Below are 22,237 nucleotides of genomic sequence, written 5' to 3' on the forward strand. Positions count from 1 at the left end.
TGGGTATCTCGGTTGAACGCAATCTAGGGACGAATTGTCTCGAGGCAACGCCTGCCCCGGCATAGCTTTACTGGGCCGGGGAAAAGTCCGGCTTGTGAACAGCCAGCACTTCGGCGGGAACCTCGATCAGGCGCGGCACCGTGGTGTAGAGCAGCGCCACTTCCACGGCGCGGCCGGGAAACGCCACTTCCAGCGCGGCGGCATAGGCACCCATCTGGCGCAAGACGCCGCGCGGCACCTGCTCCAGCCGCTCTGGCGGGCGGCGTGCGGTCTTGTAATCCACAAGGCGGATACGCTCAGGCTCGACCACGAGACGGTCGATCGTGCCCGCCACCACCTGCCCGCCGACTACGGCCGCCACCGGCACCTCGGCAAGGCTGGCCGGGCCGAACAGTTCCGCCCAGTCCGGGTTTGCAAGCACCGCCATCGCGCTCGCCAGCATGGCCTCGCGCGTGTCTTCCGGCAGGTCGGCAGCATTGCGGGCCAGCCATTGCCAACCCGATTCCTCGCGCATGTCCGCTTCCACTTGCGGCAGGCGTTCAAGCAACTTGTGAACCAGCGTGCCGCGCCGCAAGGCATCGCGCCCGGCACCCGGCGGGAAAGGCGGATCGGGCGCATCGTCCTCCCCCAGCGAGGAAGGCGCCAGCGGGCGCGGCGGGCGCGGTTCGGCGGGCGGGGCCCGTTCCAGCCAACGCGGCAGCGGCTCGCGAAGCGGCAGTTCCACCGAACGGACTTCGGCGGGCAGCGGCGCAGGCGGCGGGCCATGTTCGCACCGCGTGCCCCAGATCGGATCCTCGACTTCGGCCTCAGCCGGGAACAGCGCGCGCAAGTTCGCGTACCAGCTCTTTTCGGCAGGACCATCCCTGTCGCGCCGACCGAGCGCGCCGCCGATGAACAACGCTTCCTCGGCGCGGGTCATGGCGACGTAGAGCAAGCGCCAGTGCTCCTGCTCGTCCCCCTCGCGATTGGCGGCGATCTGCGCGGCGATGCGGCCGACCTTCTCTTCCTTCGAGAGCGGAGGCAGCGGCACCTTGCGGCGTTCATCGCGCGGATCGGAGAGATCGAAACCCCGATCGCGCGCCGCTTCCGGGTTGCCGGTGGCGTCCGCCAGGATCACGATGGGTGCCTGCAGCCCCTTCGAGCCATGCACCGTCATCACCCGGACCAGACCGGAGGCCGCATCCGCCTCGCGCTTCAGCTCGCCGTCGCCCGCGTCGAACCAGGCGAGGAAGCCCGCAAGGCTGGGCGTGTCCGTGGCGACATAGGCTTGCGCGGCGTTGACCAGTTCGTCGATCGGGTCATTGGCCTCGCTGCCGAGCCGTGCAACCAGCTTGCGGCGTCCCTGCCAGGGGCCGACCAGCAGCCAGTGCAGCAGCGCCAGTGGCGGTTCGTAATCCGCCAGCGCCAGCAGTGCCCCAAGTTGCTGGAGAACGGCCGCGATCTCCGGGCCCGATTGCGCGCGCAGATGCTCCCACAGGCGGCGGTTCCTGTCCCGGTAGCCATGTTGCAGCAACTGGGCCTGGCTCCAGCCGATGAGCGGTGAAACCAGCAGCGCGGCAAGGTTGAGATCGTCGAGCGGCTGCACCGCGAAGCGCAGCGCGGCGATCAGGTCCTTCACCGCCAGCGGCGCGCCCAGACGCAGACGGTCGACGCCCGCCACCGGCACGCCCGCCGCATGAAGCCGCGCAACGATCAGCCCGGCAAGCTCCTTGCGCTGGCGCACCAGCACCATGATGTCGCCCGCACCCGCACGGCGAGGACTACCCTTGTTCAGCGTAAAGCCCGGCCCGGATGGATCGAGCCACTCGCGCACCTGCTGCGCGATGCGCTCGGCCATCTGGCGGTCCGGTCGCGAAAGCCAGTTGGGCTGCTGCCCGTCGTTGTCGTCGCCTTCGAGAGGCTCGTCATCGTCTTCGCCGATCTGCTCGGAGACAGGCTTCCACAAGGCGACGTAGCCCGGCCTTTCCTGCCCGACGTGCCGCCCGGCCGGACGGTCGAGCCCGAAGCTGGCATGGCCGATGCCGGAGATGGCCTGATCCACGAAATCGAGGACGTGCTGCGCGGTGCGGAAGCTGCGGTCCAGCCCCAGTTCCATGAGCGGCCGCGCGGCTATACCGCTGCGCAACATATCCGCATTGTCGGCCGCCTCGCGCATCTTGCCGCGCACCCGGTCCGCGGCCCGGCGGAAGTTCTCGGGGCTGGTGCCCTGAAAACGGAAGATCGCCTGCTTGTAATCGCCCACGACGAAGAGTGTGCGCATGAGGTTCTGGGGATGGCCTTCGCGCTGCCCCTCGCCTGCCCAGAACTCCTCCGCCATGGCGAAGACGATGTCCCACTGCGCGGCATTGGTGTCCTGCGCCTCGTCAACCAGGATATGGTCGAACCGGCGATCCAGCTTGTAGCGGATCCAGTCGGCAGAGGCCTGTCCGCGCAACAGGTCGGCGGCGCGGCGGATCTGGTCGTCGAAATCGATCAGCCCTTCGCGCTGCTTGGCCTCGTCCCAGGCGAGCGCGAAGGCACGGCCGAGCCGCAGCGCGGGCACCAGCCTCTCGGCAAGGCCCAGCAGCGCCTTGGTCTCGCGGATTCGCGCAACGCTCTCGCCTACGCGCAGGGCATAGCCTTCGTAGTCCGGATCGCGCTTGGACAAGTGGTTGAGGCTGCGAACGCCATCGTCCTTGGTGAACAGCGCGGCGTGGAGATCGTCGATCCCCTCCGCCCGCTTCGCCGGGCTCCAGGTGAGCCACGGAACCAGGACGTCGGTTGCCTTGTGCGCGGTGGCGGTGTTCCATTCGGCCAGAACCTCGCAGCATTTGCGCAGCGAGCGGACGTCGAAAGCATCGTCGCTGCACATTTCGGCGAGCAATTCGTCACCCGCTTCCTCAGGCAGGCCAAGCAGGCGCAGGACGTGGCTGCGGATATCGCCGGCCTGCCACGATCCCGGTCCGAACCAGGCCTCACGTGCGCCTGCACAGCGGAGCAGGAAATCGACCACCGAGTCCGGCCCGTGACGCAGCGAAAGCTGCGCGATGGCACCCAGCAGCCCCGGCCCGTCGAAAGGATCGTTCTCAGCCGAAACGAGCAGATCGGCAAGCACCTGCCGGGCCAGCAACGCCCGTTCGCGGTCTTCCATCGGCCGCGTGCCGGGCACAAGCTGCGCTTCAAGCGGGAACGTCGCCAGCAGCCACTGCGAGAAGGCGTGGATCGTGTCGATCCGCAGGCCACCGCCCGGACTGTCGAGCACGGCGGTGAACAGGGTGCGTGCACGCGCTCTCGTGTCAGGATCGGTCGGCGCGCGATCGCGTCCAGCCGCTGGAACAGCAGGGTGTCCTCAAGCCGCACCCATTCCGCCAGCGTGCCGTTGATGCGCGCGGCCATTTCGGTGGCGCCCGCCTTGGTGAACGTAAGGCACAATACCTGCGAAGGCTCGACGTTCTCCTGCAACAACAGCCGCAGCACGCGCGAGGAAAGCACCTGGGTCTTGCCGGTGCCGGCCGAAGCCGAAAGCCACACGGTATCGCGCGGGTTCACCGCCAGCATCTGGTTGCCGTGCAGCGGATGGACGGCGGCGGGACCGCTCATGCCTCATCCTCCCCGCCCGCGCGTTCCCGGCCGCCGAGCGAGGTGATCCATTCGTCGAGACGCATCAACTGATCGTAATCCGCATAAGAGCCGAGTTCGGGATTGAGGCGCGCGGTGAAGGGTTCGTTCCCGAGAATCCAGCGGTCGAGCGCATCGTTCAGGTAGCGCTCGGTCTCGGGCAGGAAATCGTCCGGTTCGATGCCCGAGCGCCGCTTGCCGACCTTGAGCGGCGTGGTGTCGTAACCGATCCGCCCCTTGTCCTTGGCCATCGACCAATATTCGAAGCCGCTGGCCTCGCCCGCGATCTCAAGGCCCTGCATGTCCTTGAATCCGCCGCCTTGTGCGATCAGCGCGATCAGGCCAAGCTGCAGCGCAAAGCCTTCCTCCACCCGGCGCGCCGTGGGCGGCGATCCGGTCTTGTAATCCACCACCGCCAGCGAGCCATCGGCCAGCCGGTCGATACGGTCGGCGCGGCCATGGATGCGGATGTCGCGGTGGCGCATGTCGCCCCATGCCTCGCTGGCTATCACCTTGCGGCCCGCGGTCTTGTGTTCGAGCACCAGATCCCGGAAGGTATCGAGCGCAGCGGAAAGGCGCGGCCACCACAGGGCGCGCATCAGCGGGTGCGCGTTCTTCTCGGTCAGCACGGCCTGTGCGATCGCGTGAAGCCCGTCCACCGGTTCGCCCGCCTTGTGCCAGTCCTCCAGGATCTTGTGCGCGACTTCCCCCTTCCACGCCGCGCTCGGCTCGGCATCGAGCGCGTCGAGCTTGCGCAGGCGCAGCACGGCATTGGCGTAGAATTCGTAAGGGTCTCCGCGCAGCCGGTCGAGCCCGGTCACGGCCAGATCGACACGCCGCTGTTCGGCCGAAGGCATCGGCTGCGGGCGCGGATGCGGCGGCACCGGTACGGCATCATCAAGCATACGGGCCAGACGCAGGGCCTCGCTCTCGACATGGCGGTCGCCCTGTTCGCCAAGCAGCGCCTTCACGCGCAGCACGAAGCGCGAGGGGATCACCGGCCCGCCCGCATCGCGCAAGGCCCAGCTCAGCACCACTTCGGGCGCCCCCAATGCCGCTGCAAGATCGTGCGCGGCCAGCCCGATGCGGAAGTCCGCTCCGGGAACGCCGAGCGCGCGCAGCACGGCAGGCGGCAGCAGCGCGTCCTGCGAGGGCGAAGCCGGCCAGACACCTTCGACGAGACCGCCGCAGATGACGAGATCGGCGCGGCTCATCCGCGCTTCCAGCAAGCCGTAGATCGACACGCGCGGATGCCCGCCCCAGGGCGGACGCACTGCAGCACGGTCCATCACGTCGCGCAGCATGGCATGAAGTTCGCGCGGGTCGAACAGCGTGCCTGCGGAACCCGCCGCCGCGCGCAGTTCCTCGACCATGGCGCTCAGCGCGCGGCCATCGGCGCCGGCCCAGATCGCCTCGCCGCACAGTGTCTCGGCAGCATCCACCAGCTTGCCAAGGAGGAATTCGAGCGGCTCGGCCTCACCCAGCGCGAAGAGCGGCGCGAGCACGGCTTCGACTTCGGCCCACCACTCGCCCAGCTTTTCCTGCTCCGCCAGTTCGGCGAGAGGGGCAAGACCCGCGCCGGGACGCGGCCCCCGCAAGGCAAGATCGAGCTTGCGGGCACTTTCCAGCCAGCGCGGACGCCCTTCGCCGCCGCCAGCCAGCGGATGCACCAGAAGCGCCATGAGCGGCACCGGCGCCGCCTGTTCGGCCAGAACTTCAGCCAGCAACAGCATGAGCCGTCCTGCGGCTGTCTGGGCGAGCGGACGTCCCGCCGTATCGTCCGCGGTGATGCCCCAGCGTTCAAGATGGGCGACGACCCTCCCGGCAAGGCCGCGATCCGGGGTAATGAGCGCCACCCGCCGTTCCGGCACTTCCAGCGCCTCGCGCACCATCACGGCAATGGCCTGCGCTTCCTGCTCGGGATGCGTGCTTTCCATCAGCCGCCCCCCTGCCAGGCGACGTTTTTCGGCGGGAAGGCTGACCCAGGCCGCCGAAGCGCGCGGCGGCAGGAACAGGTTCGATATCACAGTGCTGCGCTCGGCCGGAGAGGCGCCGTAGCCGGAGCGATGCCAGGCCGCGACCTCGTCCCGCGCGATCCCCATGCGGTTGAGCAGGAGCTTGAGGTGGTACTGCGGATGCGTGACCGCATCGGCCCGGCCGAACGGAGGATCGTCCGGTTGTTCAGGCTTGCCTGCCGTGCCGAGTTCGTCCCAGACTTCCGGCGGAAGCGCCAGGTCGAAGTCCGGCAGGACCACGCTGCCGCCCGGCAGCTCGCTCACCACGCGCAGCATTCTTGCCAGCGACGGCGAAGCGCTGGTCACGCCGGCGGCGACGACAGGATATGCGGGCGGTGTAGCCTCCCATTCGCGGGCGGCGTGTTCGAACAGCAGGTTGCGGCGTTCAGGCGCGTCGATCTCGCCGCGTTCCGCCAGTTCCGCGATCCAGTATTGCTGCACTTTCAGGAAGGTGCGCGTATTGTCGGTCCAGTGACCGGCAAGATCGCCGACGATGCCGATCACGCGCTCGCTGATGAGGTCGATCGGCGCGATGCCCTCTACCAGCAGCCTGTCCATGGTGCGGCCCAGTTCCCAGGCACGGCGCAGCAGGGCGGCCCCCTTTCCGGCCTCGTCTCCCTCCACCTCGCGCAAGTAGTGGGCAAGCCGCAGCCAGCGGCGCGTCGGATCGGCAGCAGGCGCGATTTCGGCCGCGCCGAGCGGATCGAGCAGCGGGCCCAGCGTTTCGTCGAGATCGAGATCGCCCACCACGACCATGCGCGGCAACAGCATCCCCGGCCGATCCGTCGTGCCCGAATGGCGGACGAACGCCTCGGTAACGGTGCGGATCGCACGGCGGCTCGGCAGCAGCAAGGTCAGCCGCGCGAGGCCCAGTTCACCTTCGGAATAGCGCGGCACCAGCCCCGCGACCAGGGCGTCGGCGAAACCACGGTGCGCAGCAATGGAATAGATTTTCGGGCCGTGCCGCTCAGGCACGGGGCAGCCATTCCTCGGTCGGCCTGATCGCGGAAGGTTCGCCCACCTCGAACCAGAGGCCGGTATGCGAGATACCGTAGAGGCGGCCCTCCTCGATCGCGCGGCTCCACAGCAGGTTGGTCGAGAACGGGCCTTCGGGCGCTTCGCGCAGCAGCCGCTTCGACACGATCTGGATGCCGGAATAGATGAACGGCGCGACATGGCCGCGCTTGCGGCGCGTCACCCGGCCCACGGGATCGAGATGGAAGTCCCCGTCGCCCCGATAATTCATCGCGCGCGGATGCGGCACCATGAGCAGCAACGCGTCCATCCTTTCGGCATCCCAAGCCAGCGAAAGCTCGTGGAACACGTCCACCGGCCCGTCGAGCCAGATGTTGTCGCTGTTGAGACAGAAGAAAGTCTCGGGCAGCAGCGCCTCGGCCTTGACCATGCCGCCGCCGGTTTCGAGCAGGCAGTCACGCTCGTCCGAGACCGTGATCGCGGGGCCCTTGCGCCGCACCTTGAGATGGCCTTCCAGCGCGTCGGCAAGGTAGTGGACGTTGACCACCGCCTTTTCGATGCCCGCCGCATCGAGCTTGTCCAGCGCGTGGTCGATCAGCGACTTGCCAGCGACGCGAACCAGCGGCTTGGGCTGGGTCGCGGTAAGCGGGCGCATGCGCTTGCCGAGACCGGCGGAAAGCACCATCGCCGTATCGCTGGCGAGCTTCACCTCGTTCATGCAGCGTAGCTCCCGCCATTGGCCTGGCGCAGATGCGCCGGGATGTTCGCATCGAACCAGCGCGCCACCGGTTCCAGCGCCGGATGGGCGAGGTCGCGTTCGAGCATGGCCCAGACGCGCGGGATGAGATCGAGATAACGCGGCTTGCCGTCACGCCGCCAGAGACGCACGAAGATACCGATGATCTTGGTGTTCCGCTGCGCGCCGAGGCGGGCGTAATCGGCCAGGAAGGTCTCGGGATCGACGCCGGTGAGTTGGAGATAATGGTCGAACATCTCGGCCTCCAGTTCGGGCGAGACATCGCGGCGCGCATCCTGGAGCAGCGAGACGAGATCGTAGGCCGGGTGGCCGATCAGCGCGTCCTGGAAATCGAGCAGCCCCTGCTTTTCCAGGGCGCCGAGCAGCATGATGTTCTCTGCGTGGTAGTCTCGCAGCACGGTCACGCCGGGGCGCTGGCGGGGGAGCAGTTCGCCCATAACCGCTTCCCATGCGGCAACGAAACCGGCGGAATCGACGTAGAGGTTCTGCGCGGTGCAGTACCAGTCCACGAACAGCCGTACCTCGCGCTGGTACTCGCTCATCGAATAGTCGAGGAACGGTCCCGGCGGCAGTTCGCGAAGCTGCGCCAGAACATCGACCGCGCCCTTGTAGACGGCGGTTTCGTCGTCCGGCCACTGGTCGAGATAATCGCGCATCCGTGCGTGGCCGAAATCCTCGATCAGCACGAGGCCGCGGTCTGCCCAGTCGGCAAGGATGCGGGGGGCCCGCAGCCCGTTGGCATCGAGCCAGCGCGCGGCACGCAGGAAAGGCGTGGGATCCTCGTTGGGCGGCGGCGCATCCATCAGCATCGCCGTCTGCCCGTCCGCGCGCGTCACGCGGAAGTAGCGCCGGAACGATGCGTCCCCGGCAAGCGGTTCTACGGCGGCGCCAGCCCAACCCGCCTGGGCGAGGAAGGGTGCGAGGTCAGCGGGAAGGTCTGCGAGGTTCGTGCTCATTTCGGCTCCCGCCCTAGCCAATCAGCCCCCGGCTCGACAATGGCGATCCGCCCCTCATCCGCAACTTCCAGCGCGATTGAAAGGCAGCCCGGCTCATGTGCGAAGCCTCCGGCATGATCCGGCCATTCGGCGAGCAGCGCAGCGCCCTGCCGATAGTCGTCAAGGCCGATCTCGTCGGCCTCGGAAGGATGGGACAGGCGGTAGAAGTCGGCATGGACCAGCGGCAGGCGCACGCCCGATTGTCCGGGAGGGGCCGGATCGTAGACCTCGACGATGGCAAAACTCGGCGAAGGCACTTCACCCTCATGCCCGAGTGCGGCGATGATTGCGCGCGCGAGCGTGGTCTTACCGGCGCCGAGGCCGCCGGTCAGCGCCACCACGTCATCAGGGCGAAGCTGTTCGGCGATGGCGCGGCCGAAACGCTCCATCGCGGCGAGGTCGGGCAATGCGATCTTCACGGAAGCTCCACCAGAGCGCTGGTCCCCTTGCCCGGTTCGGAAACGAGGCGCAGCGCGCCGCCATGCGCTTCCACCAATTGACGCGCGAGCGGCAGACCCAGACCCTGGCTGCGCTCCACCGACTTGCCGTCGGCACTCGTCTTCATGCCGTCAAGCGCAAGGGCGACGCTGCGGGTATCCATGCCCTCGCCCTGGTCCTGCACCAGAATCTGGAGCCACTCCCCGTCGCCCGATTTGCGGCGGCCGAGCTGCACGAGCACGCGCTGCCCCCGGCGCGAGGCGGCAATGGCATTGTCCACGAGATGCCCGACCGCGCGAGCAAGTCGCTTGCGATCACCGGAAATCGGCCGCAGCAATCCGCTGGCCTGAAGATCCAGCACCAGCCCCGCCTTCTGGAGCCGCGAGGCGCGCTCCTCCACCACGGAGCGGATGAAGGGCATGGGGTCGATTTCCTCTTTCTTGAGCGGAAGCAGCCCGGCCTCACCCTGCGACAGGTCCAGCAGGCTGTCGATGTGATCGCCAAGCTGTTCCACCGAAGTCAGGATCGCGCCGACATATTCGCGCCCGCTGTCGGAAAGGTCGCCGCCGACGCCCGCCTCCAGCAGTTCGGCGAAACCGCCGATCGATGTCAGCGGCGTGCGCAATTCGTAGCTCATCTTGGCAAGGAAACGGGTCTTTATCGTGTCCGCCTCGATCAGCGCGGCATTGCTTTCGCGAAGCGCGGCCTCGGCCTTCTGGGAATCGGTAATGTCGAGCACGGCGAGCAGCCCGTTACCGTCCGGCAGCGGCACGCCCGCGAATTCCAGCATGCGGCCATCGGCAAGCGCGATGCGGCCGCCCTTCTGCGCGCGGTCCAGCGTCGCGGTGCGCACGACGCCGCCGACCATCTCCGCCTCCGCCGGGCGCTTCAGGCGCGGCGCGATCTTCTTGAGCAGATCCTGCATGTGCGGGTGCGTGTCGAGGAAATCGCTGTCCAGCCCCCAGTCGGCGGCGAAGCGGCGATTCCAGATTTGCATCCGCCCGTCCGGCGCGAACACCGCGATCGATTCGAACAGACTGTCGAACGTGGCGGTGCGCGTCCGCAGCAGGGTGTCACGCACGGCGGAAAGACGCAGTTGCTCGGTGCGATCCTCGGCGATCAGCATGAGCCCGCCGTCCGGCACCGGCTGGGCAACGATGCGCAGATGAGTGCCATCCGCCAGGGTCCAGGCTTCCTCGCTCGCATCCCCAGAGGCGAACCAGGCGGCCTTCTCCCGCCGCCAGGCGGGGAAATCGCGCGCTTCGGGCACGCGCCCGGCATCGCGCGCGGCATCGAGCAGACGCTCGAACGCGGGCAAATCCTGCATGGTGTGCGCCGAAAGCTTGAACAGGCGCTGGAACGGCTGGTTGGCAAAAGTCAGCCGCTTCTTGGCGTCGAACTGGGCGACACCGGCAGAAAGCTGGTCAAGCAGGCCGCGCTGCGCCTCGCGGAACGCGCGGAACGAGCGCGACATTTCCTCAAGGTCTTCGATATCCACGGCATAGCCCGCCACCCCGTCTTCGCCGAGCGGCAGGTCGCTGACGCGCATCGCGCGGCGCTGGCCGTTGATCGTGGTGGAGACGATGCGCTGGATCGGCGCACCCTTTTCGGCAGCGACGCGGGCGACCTGCGCGGGGGTGAGCCCGTCGACGTTCTCGATCAGTTCGGTGCCGCTGGCGACCACGCCCTGCGCACTGTCCCCGCCCACGGCGGCGACATAAGCGGAGTTGACCAGTTGCAGCTCGCCATCCGGGCGGCGGAACCACATCGGCATCGGCGCAGCCTCGATCAGGGAGACCAGCGCAGTGAAGTCCCCCCTCGCCCGTGAGGCTTCGTCACGCAATCGGGTAAGTTCGGTCTCGCTGTCGGAAAAATCGAAGACCCAGACCAGCGCCGCGCCGCCCGGCGAGACCTGCGGATCGGCGAGATGGCCGCGCAGCGCCAGCGAACGGGTGGACCCGCGCGGCGTAAGGACCATGCGGAAAGGTGCGGCGGTCTTCTGGGTGCGGCGAACGGCTTCTGTCAGTTCCTCCAGCTTTTCCGCCGGAAGGCCGCGTTCGCCGGTATCGAGTTCGGAAAGGAACTGTGGCACCCCGTCCAGTCCGAGCCACTGCGCCAGGCGCGGGCTGGCCTCGATCCTGCCGTCGGAACGGACGAGCAGCGGCAGGGCGGGCGATTCCTCGACCATGCGGCCGAGCCGGCGCGCGGAACGAAGCTGGTTCTCGGCCCGCTTCTGCCGGCTGCGCGCGGAGAGCACGCCAGGCCGCCGCCAGCATCCAGACAGCGAGCAGAAGACCGATCAGGAGGGGTACGAGGCGATCCTGGTCCATTCACCAACGGCTATGATGCGGGGACGCGTTAAACACAATGGGGAGACCACCATTGTCGGTGCGCTCGTCACATCCGTGACGAACTTGCGGCACGCCGCTCCCTCACCCGACCTCCCATCAAGGGTTCACTCGTGGAAGGTCAGGTGAGGGAGCGGACCGGTGCCGCATCGAATGCCCGGATGGGCATTCCCGACCAAGCAAATCAGTAGCGGTAGTGGTCCGGCTTGAACGGCCCTGCTTCAGGCACGCCGATATAGTCGGCCTGCTTCTTCGAAAGCTTGGTGAGCTTCACGCCCAGCTTTTCGAGGTGCAGCGCGGCAACCTTTTCGTCGAGGTGCTTGGGCAGCACGTAGACGCGGTTCTCGTACTCGTCGTTCTTGGCGAAGAGTTCGATCTGCGCGAGCGTCTGGTTGGTGAAGCTCGACGACATGACGAAGCTGGGGTGGCCGGTGGCGCAGCCCAGGTTCACCAGGCGGCCCTTGGCGAGCACGATGATCTGCTTGCCGTCCGGGAAGGTCACGAGGTCGGTTCCGGCCTTCACTTCCTTCCACTCGTAGTTGTCGAGCGCCGAGATCTGGATCTCGCTGTCGAAGTGGCCGATGTTACAGACGATCGCCTTGTCGCGCATGGCTTCCATGTGCTCGCCGGTGATGACGGCTTCGTTGCCGGTGGCGGTGACGAAGATGTCGCAGCGCTTCACCGCGTCTTCCATGGTGACGACTTCATAGCCTTCCATGGCGGCCTGCAGAGCGCAGATCGGGTCGATCTCGGTGACCATCACGCGGGCGCCGCCGTTGCGCAGCGAAGCGGCCGAACCCTTGCCGACATCGCCGAAGCCGGCAACGCAGCGACCTTGCCGGCCAGCATCACGTCGGTGGCGCGGCGGATCGCGTCAACCAGCGATTCCTTGCAGCCATAGAGGTTGTCGAACTTCGACTTGGTGACCGAATCGTTCACGTTGATCGCGGGGAACGGCAGCTTGCCGTCCTTGGCGAGGTGGTAGAGGCGGTGGACGCCGGTGGTGGTTTCTTCCGAAACGCCCTTGATCGCGTTGACTGAGCGCGAGAGGTAGCCCGGCTTGGCCTTGAGGAAGGCATTCAGCGCACGGACGAACTCGATTTCCTCGGCGTTCGAGGGTTCGAAAAGCGGCTCACCGGCTTCGACGCGGGCGCCCCAGAGCGCGAACATCGTGGCGTCGCCGCCGTCGTCGAGGATCAGGTTGGCGGTGAGGTTGGGATCTTCGTCGGTCGACCAGTCGAAGATCTTGCCCACGTAGTCCCAGTAGTCGGCCAGCGATTCACCCTTGATCGCATAGACCGGGATGCCGGCGGCGGCGATGGCGGCAGCGGCGTGATCCTGGGTCGAGAAGATGTTGCAGGTGGCCCAGCGCACTTCGGCGCCGAGCGCGACCAGCGTCTCGATCAGCACGGCGGTCTGGATCGTCATGTGCAGCGAGCCGGTGATGCGCGCGCCCTTGAGCGGCTGCGACGCGCCGAATTCCTCGCGCAGCGCCATCAGGCCCGGCATTTCGGTTTCGGCGATGGCGATCTCGGTACGGCCGAAATCGGCCAGCGAGATATCGGTAATGGCGTAGTCCTGGGCGGCGGTCTGGGCAGTGGCCACGGGAAGCTCCTGATGCTCTGGGTATTGCAAGTTGCAGGGAGACGCCGGGCCGGGCCGCAGGCCCAGGCCCGGCGTCTCGAATGCAACGTCCCTACCCGGTCAGCATTCGCGACGCAAATATAAAGATATCTTTATATGCCTCGCCGAAGCCTTGGCAGGGCAATCCGCAGCCCCCGTTTCAGTGCAGATCGAAACGATCCGCATTCATGACCTTTACCCAGGCGGACACGAAATCCCTGAGGAACCTCTCCCCTCCATCGGCGCAGGCATAGACTTCGCTGAGCGCGCGGAGCTGAGAATTGGAGCCGAACACCAGATCCGTCCGCGTGGCTGACCATTTCGGCTGGCCCGAAGCGCGATCGGTGCCCACGAAGGTTTCGTCTCCCGCATCGTCCACCTGCTTCCAGGCGGTGCCCATGTCGAGCAGATTGACGAAGAAGTCGTTAGTAAGTTGCCCCTCGCGGGTCGTGAAGACACCGTCCCTCGTCCCGCCGTGGTTCGCACCCAGCACGCGCAGTCCCCCGACCAGCACCGTCATTTCGGAGGCGCCAAGGCCCAGCAGTTGCGCGCGATCGATCAGCAGTTCCTCGGTCGGGACAGTGAACGGCACCTGGAGGTAATTGCGGAAGCCGTCGACGCGCGGCTCCAGCACGGCGAAGCCCTCGATGTCGGTCTGCGCCTGAGAGGCATCGGTCCGACCCGGCGCGAACGGCACTTCCACCGGCGTTCCGGCGTCGGCCGCCGCCTTCTCGATGCCGACACCGCCGCCCAGCACGATGAGGTCGGCGATGCTCACTTTCCTCCCGCCTGCAGCCGAACTGTCGAAATCGGCCTTGATACGCTCGTAGACGCTCAGGATCTGCGACAGCTTTTCCGGCTCGTTGACGTCCCAGTCCTTCTGCGGCGCAAGGCGAATGCGTGCACCGTTGGCGCCGCCGCGATGGTCGGACCCGCGATAGGTCGATGCCGAAGCCCAGGCGGCGGAGACAAGTTCCGCAACCGTCAAGCCGGAGGCCCGAATCCTCTGCTTCAAGTCCGCCACGTCCCCGGCCTCTATCGCCGGATGGTCGGGCGCGGGGAGTGGATCCTGCCAGAGCAGGTCTTCTGCCGGAACCTCCGGGCCGAGGTAGCGGGATTTCGGCCCCATGTCGCGGTGGCAGAGCTTGAACCAGGCACGCGCGAAAGCATCGGCGAAGTGATCCGGGTCGGCCCGGAAACCTTCAAGAATCCGCCGATATTCCGGATCGACCTTGAAGGCCATGTCGGCGGTGGTCATCATGGTCGGCACGCGCCGCTCGGGGCTGTGGGCGCCCGGCGCGAGATCCTCCAACCTCTGCCCCACCGGCTGCCACTGCTGTGCGCCCGCCGGGCTGCGGACCAGTTCGTATTCGTAATCGAGCAACATGTGCAGGAAGCTCATGTCCCACTTCGTCGGCGTGGGCGTCCAGGAGCCTTCGAGCCCTGAAGTGATCGTGTGGTCGCCGAAACCGCTTTCATGGCCGCTCTGCCAGCCGAGACCCTGCTGCGCGATGTCCGCGCCTTCCGGTTCCGCGCCGACCTTGGCGGCATCGCCCGCGCCGTGGCACTTGCCGAACGTATGTCCGCCCGCTGTCAGAGCAGCGGTTTCCTCATCGTTCATGCCCATGCGCGCGAAAGTCTCGCGAATGTCGCGGGCCGAGCCGACGGGATCAGGCTCACCGCCCGGCCCTTCGGGATTGACGTAGATAAGACCCATCTGGATCGCCGCCAGCGGGTTTTCGAGCGCCATTTCCCGCTCCGGCTGGATGCGCGTTTCGGCGCCCTGCCCGACCCACTGCTCCTCGGTGCCCCAGTAGACGTCCTTCTCCGGTTCAAAGATGTCCTCGCGCCCGCCACCGAAACCGAACGTCGGCCCGCCCATGGACTCGATGGCGACATTGCCGGCGAGGATCAGCAGGTCGGCCCAGGATAGCTTCGCGCCGTATTTCTGCTTGATCGGCCAGAGCAGGCGACGTGCCTTGTCGAGATTGGCGTTGTCAGGCCAGGAATTGAGCGGCGCGAACCGCTGGTTGCCGGAAGAGGCCCCGCCGCGCCCGTCGCCGGTACGGTAGGTGCCCGCGCTGTGCCAGGCCATGCGGATGAAGAACGGACCGTAATGGCCGTAATCGGCGGGCCACCACGGCTGGCTATCGGTCATCAGCGCGGTAAGATCGGCCTTCACCGCCGCATAGTCGAGCGACTTGAACGCCTCGGCATAGTTGAAGCCAGTGCCGAGCGGGCTGGCGCCGCTGACGCCCAGGATGTCGAGGGAAAGCTGGTTGGGCCACCAGTCCCGGTTGGTGCGGCCCAAGAGCGATCGTACCGGCTCGCCGTGCATCGGGCAGCCGCTGGTCTTCGCATCCATGTCATTCTCCTTCCGGTCGGTCCTGTCAGTCCGCCCTGTTCACCGGGCGGTTCCAAAAACTCCGCATTCGGCCACGGGCGCTGTTCGGCGCATCGCAGGAGGCCTGTCGCGGCTCCGGGAAGCTTGCCAGATGCAGGCGCGCGATCAAGGGCGAGGAACATCGTCGCTGACGGAAATTTCCGATCATCGACCGGGATGAAACTGATAAGGCTGCGACGCCGGCCCACCAAGGAAGCAACTGATTATTCCGCTCCTGCCACGCTCGGTGGGGGGATATGGACAGGAGGCGGAATTGGCTACGGAAGGCCTAAAGCCCGCCGTTGCACATCTTGAAGGAGAGCCCTGCTCTCCTGAATGGCTGCGTGAACGCCTGGCCTGCTCGCCCTGCCAGACAGGACACCGGAGCCGCGCGGCTGCGGCGCATCATGGGATGGAAGTCAGCCATTTCAGTCTCACCCTTGAGCGTTCCGCTTGTCATGACCGAACACGATATCGCTCAGAAATATTGCACAAGCAAGACACAATACTCAATACATAATAGGCAACCCGCCCAACCTGGTTACTTGTTTACTTAACCATAAACAGGATGAACGATTGCAGCAATTTTCGCAGACATTGAAAAAGAAACGAAGTTTTTGGAATAAGTTCTGACGATCCTCACCACACACAGCACGGATTTCAGCCCATCGCCCACTGCGCGGCAAGCACGATAACCCCTCCCGCCGCCGCATAAGCCAGGCAAACCGGTGCGGTGCGGGACAGAGCCTCGCCCTCACGCCCCACCAAGCCGACTGTCGCGGTGCCTGCCACGATATTATGCGGGGCCACGATGTTCCCGATCGCCGACCCCACGCTCTGCCCGGCAAGCGCCAGCCAGTGCGGCAGCGTCACCGCATCGGCGGCGGCGATCTGGAAGTTGGCGAAAATGATGTTCGAGGCCGTCGCCGAACCGGTCACGAACGAGCCCAGCGCCCCCACCAGCGGGACGGCCAGCGGCCAGGCCTGTCCGAACAGGCCTGTCGCGCCGACGGCCAGCGCGTCGATCATGCCGCCGTGGACCATGAACCGCGCGAGCGTCAGCACGGAAACCAGCGCGATCGCCACTTGCGGCAGTCGCCTTGCCGCCGCCGTCATGGACTGGGCAACGAGACGCGGGCTGGACCGATTGACCATCGCGGTTATCGCAAATGCCAGGACCAGCATCGTACCGGGATGATAGAGCGGCATCAGCGTATCGCCGAACCCGTTGCCGTAGGCCCAGTCGAACCGGTGAGCGCGCAGGCTGATGCGAAGCGGGTCGATCAGCCGGGTCGCAAGGATCAGCGTTACCAGTACGGCATAGGGCAATGCCGCGGACAGCAGCGCCCTGCCCGCAATTCGCTCGGTCCGTTGCACCGGCGGCGAGCCCCGTCGCAACCAGACGATGAACAGCCCTCCGCCCAGCAGGGCGCCGCCCAGTGTCGGCAATTCAGGCCCGGCCAGACCGGCGATGAGCGCCGCCGCCGGAAAGAAGCAGGCAGCCGCCATGACCGCCACCTGCCACGAAGCCGCACCGTCCAGCCGCGCCCGCACGCTGCCCTGCCTGACGACGATCAGCGCCAGCACCCAGCCAAGGCAGGCATGGATCAGCAGTATCGCAAGCGAGAGCCTGCGCTCATCGACGTATCCCGCTTCGACGAGCGGCACCATCGGCGCCCCCACCGCCCCGAACGATACGCCCACGACATGGCCCATCAGCGCGACCAGCAATGCGCGCGCAGGGGGAACGCCCAGCGAGACCAGCATCGGCGCAACGATCGCCACCGGCGTCCCGAAACCGGAAGCACCTTCGAGGAACATCGCGAAGAACCAGCCCACCAGCAAGGCGGTTGCCGCAGGGTCGGAAGAGATCGACTTCAGCCAATCCCCGATCACCTCGGTCGCGCCGGTCCGCATCTGATACTCGTGGATCGAAAGCGCGGGGAAGATGATCCAGAGGATCGTCGCCGCCGTGAACATAGCCTCGAGGCACGGCCCCGCCAGGTCAGCCGGTGTCTCTCCGAACTGGAACGCCGTCACCGCCACCACCGCGGCGATCACCGCCGAAACTGTCCCCGCCGCTGCCGCCGACCAGCGCAGCACGGTCATCAGCAGCACCAGCGACAGGATCGGGGCTATCGCCAGCCCGGTCACGGCATTTAGCCCCGTCGCTCTACCTGGACGGGATAGAGAGGCGCGCCCTCTTTCTCGAAGGCGGTGATGTTGGAAATCGTCGTGCCGGCGATCGCGGTCATCGCCTCTCGCGTGAAGAAGCCCTGGTGGCCGGTGATGAGGACGTTGGGAAAGGTCATGAGCCGCACGAAAACGTCATCACGGATGACCTGCTCGGACAAGTCCTCGAAGAACAGGTCTTCCTCCTCCTCGTAAACGTCGAGCCCGACATAGCCGACCTTGCCGCTCTTGAGCCCGGCGATCACCGCGCGCGCATCCATCACCGCGCCGCGGCTGGTGTTGATGAGCATGGCTCCGGACTTCAGCTTGGCGATTGCGTCCCGGTCTATCAGGTGGCGCGTAGTCGGCGTCAGCGGGCAGTGCAGGCTGATGATGTCGCATTGCGCGAGCAATTCGTCGATCGGAACGTATCGCCCGCCAAGCGCGCCGAGTTCCGGCGCCTCGAACGGATCGCTCGCCAGCACCTCGCAGCCGAAGCCCCTGAGAATGCGGGCGACGTTGATGCCGATCTTGCCGGTGCCGATCACGCCCGCGACCTTGCCCTTGAGGTCGAACCCCAGCAGCCCTTCGAGTGCGAAATTGCCTTCCCGCACGCGGGCGTAAGCCTTGTGGATCTTGCGATTGAGCGAAAGGATCAGCGCCACCGCATGTTCGGCGATCGCATCGGGCGAATAGGCGGGAACACGGCCGATCCCAAGGCCCAGCTCACGGGCGGCATCGAGATCGACATTGTTGAAGCCGGCGCTGCGAAGGGCAATCAGGCGCGTGCCGTTGGCGGCGAGGATTTCCAGCTCCTTTCGCCCCAACTGGTCGTTCACGAAAGCGCAGATACAGTCATGGCCGGCAGCAAGATGGGCCGTATGCGAATTGAGGCGCATCTCCAGATAGAACAATTCATGCCCGGATCCGCTCAGCTCGTTCGCACCGTCAAGGAATTCACGATCGTATGGACGGGTGCTGAAGACCGCAACTTTCAAGGAAGCCCTCCTGTCGTCGGGATAATTTCAGAGTACCACGGGATGACGGCAAGCTGCGAAACCGGTCAGCCCTACCGGAGCACGGATAATCGCTTCACGGGACGGGATTGACTGCGTCGATCACCGTGAGCCTTTCGAGCGGGCCGTCGGCCACGCGTGAATTGGTCACGAGAATCGTGGTGCCGGGCTTCAACTGGGCCTTCACTTTCTCGTAGAACGGACGCGGCACCCGCAAGCGGTTGATGACCGCCTCGTCTACTATGGCCCCCTCATCCTCTCCGTGGCCTGGCAGGCCGACGTAGACCCACTCCGGCTTCCCGCTGCGCGTCGTCAGGGTGATGACGTGGGAACCGGGATCCTTGTCATTGACCTCGGCCACGCTGCGACCGATCTCGATCCCGTTGCGCAGCACGACGACACGCTGGTCGAGCTTGGAAACGATGATGGAAAGCGGCCCGGAACGGGCAAGCTCCGGCCGCCAGCGATATTGCTCGCCGCCGCTCAGCGGATGTCGTTCGACCACCTTTCCGGTAGCGTCGAACGGTGCCAGCAGGCTGTTGTCGCTGGTGCGGACATGCGCCTCGGCATTGCCTTCGACGACGACCGTCACGCCGAGCTTGGTAATCTCGAACAACTCGCGCGCGAAACCGTAGGGCAGGTGAACGCAGCCGTGGCTTTCGGGGTAGCCCGGCAACCCTCCCGCATGAAGCGCCACCCCGTCCCATGTCAGCCGCTGCTGATAGGGCATGGGAGCGTTATTGTACGTGCTCGACCGGTGCTTGGCATCTTTCTGAAGGATGGTGAAGACTCCGGTCGGCGTCGCATAACCGGACTTGCCGCTGGACACCGTGGTCGCCGCAATCCGCACGCCGTTGCGATAGACGAGACCGATCTGCCGCGAGAGATCGACATAGATCAGCACCGGCCCACTTGGCGCAACGGATGGCGCCCAGACCCATTCCCCCGGCTTGAGATGCTCGACCCTGCGGGCAAACTCGGGCGGCGAAGTTGCCCGGGCTCCCTGCGCCACGGCGGGCACCGCCGTGAACGAAAACACCCCGAGAACCAGCGCCGATATCGCCGATCGCACCGCCAACATGCCTGCCCGCATGAAAATCCCTGCAATATCCGCGAGAACCGAAAGCCGCGCCCGCCTGAGCCGAAGCGCAGCGCCTGTCGATCAGCGCACCCGGCCGCGTTGCACCAGGTTGACGATGGCCAGCAGGATAACCGCTCCGAGGAAGGCGACAATCAACCCGACGATGGAGAATTCCTGGACCGATCCGACGATGCCGAACCGATTGGCCACGAAATTGCCGATCACCGAACCGACGCAGCCCACGACGATGTTCCAGATAACACCCATCGAGGCATCGCGGTTCATCACGAGACTGGCCAGCCATCCAGCGATGCCGCCAACGATCAATGCGATAATCCAGCCCATAACGTTCTCCCGACCAATTGTCCGCATGGTGCGGAAACAAAATGCAATGTCGTATCAGCAAACCTGAAGTGGAATGACATTCACCGCCTGAAGCCGTTCGTCAGCAATGCTGCGCCTGCTGTCGGTAAAGGTCAACCGGCACATGCGCAATTCTACCTAATATCCCTGCCGAGGCTCGACTTATTCATCGCCCGGCGTGGAATAGAAAACTCACATGATGCATGGCGATGCAAAGTATCCGGCCATTTCCGGACCACATGTCTTGCCTAGGGTCAGGACCCATTAATCACGCCTGCGAGGTTTGAATCAAAATGGCTCAGAGCGAGGAAGGAAGGCGTAGTAATATGTCTATATTTCAAGCCTTTCTGACGCTGCACTGGGCCATTTTGATCAAATCCCTCCGGGACACCGGAATGGCTTCCATCTCGAACCAAAGCGGCTTGGACGGGCAACCAGCCCGCCCGGCAGCCGCTTTGGCCCGATATGTTCGCCATTCCGGTGCCTCGCAGGCGTGATTAATGGGTCCTGCCCCTAGAAGTCGGGAGGCCTGTCGGCGACCAAAGCGCCGGCTCCACCAAAAAACCTAGCCCGCTTCCCCGCGAACTATCAGCGTATCGGGCCGGATCGTGGTCAGCAAGGATGAGGAGAGGCTGCCGATCACCGCTTTTCGGAACCCGGATTCGCCATGCGCGGCGAGCACCACGAGATCGGGGGTTTGTTCATTGATGGCGCGATCGATGCAGCCTTCGGGTTCACCGTAGCTGATCCAGCCTTCCAGTCGCGATGTCCCGAACTCGGCAAACCGAGGGTCGGCGAGGAACGCATCCATCTGGGCTCTGGCCTCGACTTCGGTCTCATCCCGGACATGCGCGGAAACGCCCCAGCCCTCGAAAGCGACGTGGAAGGCATGAACAACGTCGATGCGCGCCTTGGGAAAGAGCCGCGCGGCCGCCAGGATTGCCGCTTTCGAGTTCTCGGAAAAGTCGGATGGCGCAAGAATTCGCGCATAGGGACGGCGAAGGCGCTGCTTCACCACCAGCACCGGCGCTCGGGCATGGTGCACGAGATAGTCCACCGCCGTGCCCAGGGCATAGTCCGTGACATGATTGAAGCGCGCTACTCCCACCACGATCAATGCGGCGCCCTGCTCCTCGGCGACGCGGGCAATCGTGGCGGGCGGAGAGCCCACGGGCAGGAAGATTTCCGCGCCTTCGCTCTGCTCCGGCAACGTGTCGCGAACCTCCTGGTCCAACGCCCGCGGGGGCAGCCGGGCATCCCCTTCCGCCTTGAGGACATGGACCACCTTGACCTGCAGCCCCAGATCGCGGCCCAGCGCGAAGGCACGATCGATCGCCCGGTCGCTCCGCGCGCTGAGATCGCTCGCGGCGATGATGGACCCTTGCAGCATGAACGGCTCCCGCTGAAAAAATGGACCTTATGCGAGTGGCCTATCCCAAGTCTCCGCCAAGGTCACGCTTGCAAGTGCAGTGAAGGAATGCTTGCATCCATACGGCGAAATACCTGCAAAAGCCGGTGCATATCGTGCCAGACATTGCCGCATGGGAATCTCATGACCGATCCAGAGCGCGACAGTTCGCAAATCCCGCCGCCGGTCGGCCGCAAGCAGGCGCTGGTAACTTACGCGATGCTGGCCGTCATGGCCTTCGAACTGGCGACGCTGCTCTGGACAGGTCGCTGGCCCCATGCCGTGCTTGTGCTGGGCCTCATGGCGATCATCGGCCTGCCGGTGTTTCACCGCCGCGGCGTGATCGCTCTGGTGCCGGTCGAAATCCAGGTCTGCGCCGTGATCTTCATCTTCGCGACGCTGTTCCTTGGCGAGGTTCGCGATTTCTACATCCGCATCTGGTGGTGGGATCTGGTACTCCACACCAGTTCCGGCGTGCTGCTGGGGCTGCTGGGCTTCCTCATGCTCTACCTGCTCAACGAGAGCGAAACCGTCGGCTTTGCGCTGAGGCCCGTGTTCCTTGCCTTCTTCGCCTTCTGCTTCAGCGTGGCGCTCGGCGCGCTTTGGGAGATTTTCGAGTTCGCGATGGACCAGATCTTCGGGATGAACATGCAGAAGCCGATGCTGAACGATCCATCCGGGCTGACCGACACGATGTGGGATCTCATCGTCGATACGATAGGCGCGCTCTTCGCCAGCCTTGCCGGGCTGCTCTATCTGCTGCGTGCCCGCAAGGAAGGCCGCAAGGACTGGCTCCAGCGTTTCGTCGAACGGTATCCCAGGGTGTTCGGGGCGGATAAGTCCTAGGTCGTAAACCTAGGTCGTAAACTCATAAACGGCACCATCGAGGTTTGAGGCAAAATGGCTCAGCGCAAGAAGGGAAGGCGATGGAATATGTCGATATTTCAAGCCTTCCCGACGCAGCGTTGGGCCATTTTGGTCAAATCCCGAAGGGACGCCCAAATGGCTTCCATCTCGGACGAGACTGCCTTGGACGGGCAACCAGCCCGCCCGGCGGCACCTTCGG

General features: G+C 65.6%; 11 protein-coding genes and 3 pseudogenes. 1 reads left to right on the forward strand and 13 read right to left on the reverse strand.

From position 1 onward, the window contains the following. Positions 1-67: 67 nt before the first annotated feature. The 13 genes and pseudogenes from addA to ADT71_RS06570 all read right to left on the reverse strand — a co-directional run bounded on the left by addA (position 68) and on the right by ADT71_RS06570 (position 21,153). Positions 68-3,579: pseudogene (gene addA, locus ADT71_RS06510) on the reverse strand (double-strand break repair helicase AddA). Beyond that, positions 3,576-6,587, reverse strand: a complete 3,012-nt coding sequence (gene addB, locus ADT71_RS06515) for a double-strand break repair protein AddB (protein ID WP_054435856.1) — start codon at positions 6,585-6,587, stop codon at positions 3,576-3,578. Before addB ends, addA begins: the two are co-directional and overlap by 4 nt. Next, a complete protein-coding gene (locus ADT71_RS06520; protein WP_054435857.1) occupies positions 6,580-7,305 on the reverse strand; it encodes a nucleotidyltransferase family protein in 726 nt (241 codons plus the stop codon). The genes addB and ADT71_RS06520 overlap by 8 nt, the downstream gene beginning before the upstream one ends. Then, complete coding sequence (locus tag ADT71_RS06525; RefSeq protein WP_054435858.1) at positions 7,302-8,300, reverse strand: aminoglycoside phosphotransferase family protein; 999 nt, start codon at positions 8,298-8,300, stop codon at positions 7,302-7,304. Before ADT71_RS06525 ends, ADT71_RS06520 begins: the two co-directional genes overlap by 4 nt. Beyond that, positions 8,297-8,758, reverse strand: a complete 462-nt coding sequence (gene tsaE, locus ADT71_RS06530) for a tRNA (adenosine(37)-N6)-threonylcarbamoyltransferase complex ATPase subunit type 1 TsaE (protein ID WP_054435859.1) — start codon at positions 8,756-8,758, stop codon at positions 8,297-8,299. The genes ADT71_RS06525 and tsaE overlap by 4 nt, the downstream gene beginning before the upstream one ends. Beyond that, positions 8,755-11,107 (reverse strand): annotated as a pseudogene (locus tag ADT71_RS06535) (PAS-domain containing protein). Before ADT71_RS06535 ends, tsaE begins: the two are co-directional and overlap by 4 nt. Before the next feature lie 202 nt (positions 11,108-11,309). Then, a pseudogene (ahcY, locus tag ADT71_RS06540) lies at positions 11,310-12,730 on the reverse strand (adenosylhomocysteinase). A 178-nt stretch (positions 12,731-12,908) separates the two neighbouring features. Further along, on the reverse strand, positions 12,909-15,113 hold the full coding sequence (gene katG / locus ADT71_RS06545) for a catalase/peroxidase HPI (RefSeq protein WP_054435860.1): 2,205 nt from the start codon (positions 15,111-15,113) through the stop codon (positions 12,909-12,911). A gap of 678 nt (positions 15,114-15,791) precedes the next feature. Next, entirely contained in the window at positions 15,792-17,285 is a 1,494-nt protein-coding gene (locus ADT71_RS06550) for an L-lactate permease (protein ID WP_231635657.1), read from the reverse strand. A gap of 5 nt (positions 17,286-17,290) precedes the next feature. Then, positions 17,291-18,301, reverse strand: coding sequence for a 2-hydroxyacid dehydrogenase (locus ADT71_RS06555; protein WP_054435861.1), 1,011 nt, complete (start codon positions 18,299-18,301; stop codon positions 17,291-17,293). Between the two features lie 94 nt (positions 18,302-18,395). Next, positions 18,396-19,412 (reverse strand): L,D-transpeptidase family protein, encoded by a 1,017-nt coding sequence (locus tag ADT71_RS06560; protein WP_054435862.1) that lies wholly within the window; start codon positions 19,410-19,412, stop codon positions 18,396-18,398. A gap of 69 nt (positions 19,413-19,481) precedes the next feature. Continuing rightward, the gene (locus tag ADT71_RS06565) at positions 19,482-19,745 is read right to left on the reverse strand and encodes a GlsB/YeaQ/YmgE family stress response membrane protein (protein ID WP_054435863.1); all 264 of its coding nucleotides are present in this window, start codon (positions 19,743-19,745) and stop codon (positions 19,482-19,484) included. A 583-nt stretch (positions 19,746-20,328) separates the two neighbouring features. Beyond that, positions 20,329-21,153: a universal stress protein gene (locus ADT71_RS06570; protein ID WP_054435864.1), complete on the reverse strand. Its 825-nt coding sequence runs from the start codon at positions 21,151-21,153 to the stop codon at positions 20,329-20,331. A gap of 162 nt (positions 21,154-21,315) precedes the next feature. Between ADT71_RS06570 and ADT71_RS06575 the strand changes: the two genes are divergently transcribed. Further along, complete coding sequence (locus ADT71_RS06575) at positions 21,316-22,017, forward strand: hypothetical protein (RefSeq protein WP_054435865.1); 702 nt, start codon at positions 21,316-21,318, stop codon at positions 22,015-22,017. The last annotated feature ends 220 nt before the right edge of the window (positions 22,018-22,237 follow it).

The organism is Novosphingobium sp. ST904 (assembly GCF_001298105.1).
In the GTDB taxonomy this organism is placed as follows: domain Bacteria; phylum Pseudomonadota; class Alphaproteobacteria; order Sphingomonadales; family Sphingomonadaceae; genus Novosphingobium.

What these genes read in the sequence shown, in the direction of transcription:
- ADT71_RS06575 (WP_054435865.1), top strand. Translation starts at nt 21,316, where the DNA reads ATGACCGATCCAGAGCGCGACAGTTCGCAAATCCCGCCGCCGGTCGGC.
- ADT71_RS06565 (WP_054435863.1), bottom strand. Translation starts at nt 19,745, where the DNA reads ATGGGCTGGATTATCGCATTGATCGTTGGCGGCATCGCTGGATGGCTG.
- katG (WP_054435860.1), bottom strand. Translation starts at nt 15,113, where the DNA reads ATGGATGCGAAGACCAGCGGCTGCCCGATGCACGGCGAGCCGGTACGA.
- ADT71_RS06520 (WP_054435857.1), bottom strand. Translation starts at nt 7,305, where the DNA reads ATGAACGAGGTGAAGCTCGCCAGCGATACGGCGATGGTGCTTTCCGCC.
- ADT71_RS06570 (WP_054435864.1), bottom strand. Translation starts at nt 21,153, where the DNA reads ATGCTGCAAGGGTCCATCATCGCCGCGAGCGATCTCAGCGCGCGGAGC.
- ADT71_RS06525 (WP_054435858.1), bottom strand. Translation starts at nt 8,300, where the DNA reads ATGAGCACGAACCTCGCAGACCTTCCCGCTGACCTCGCACCCTTCCTC.
- ADT71_RS06560 (WP_054435862.1), bottom strand. Translation starts at nt 19,412, where the DNA reads ATGCGGGCAGGCATGTTGGCGGTGCGATCGGCGATATCGGCGCTGGTT.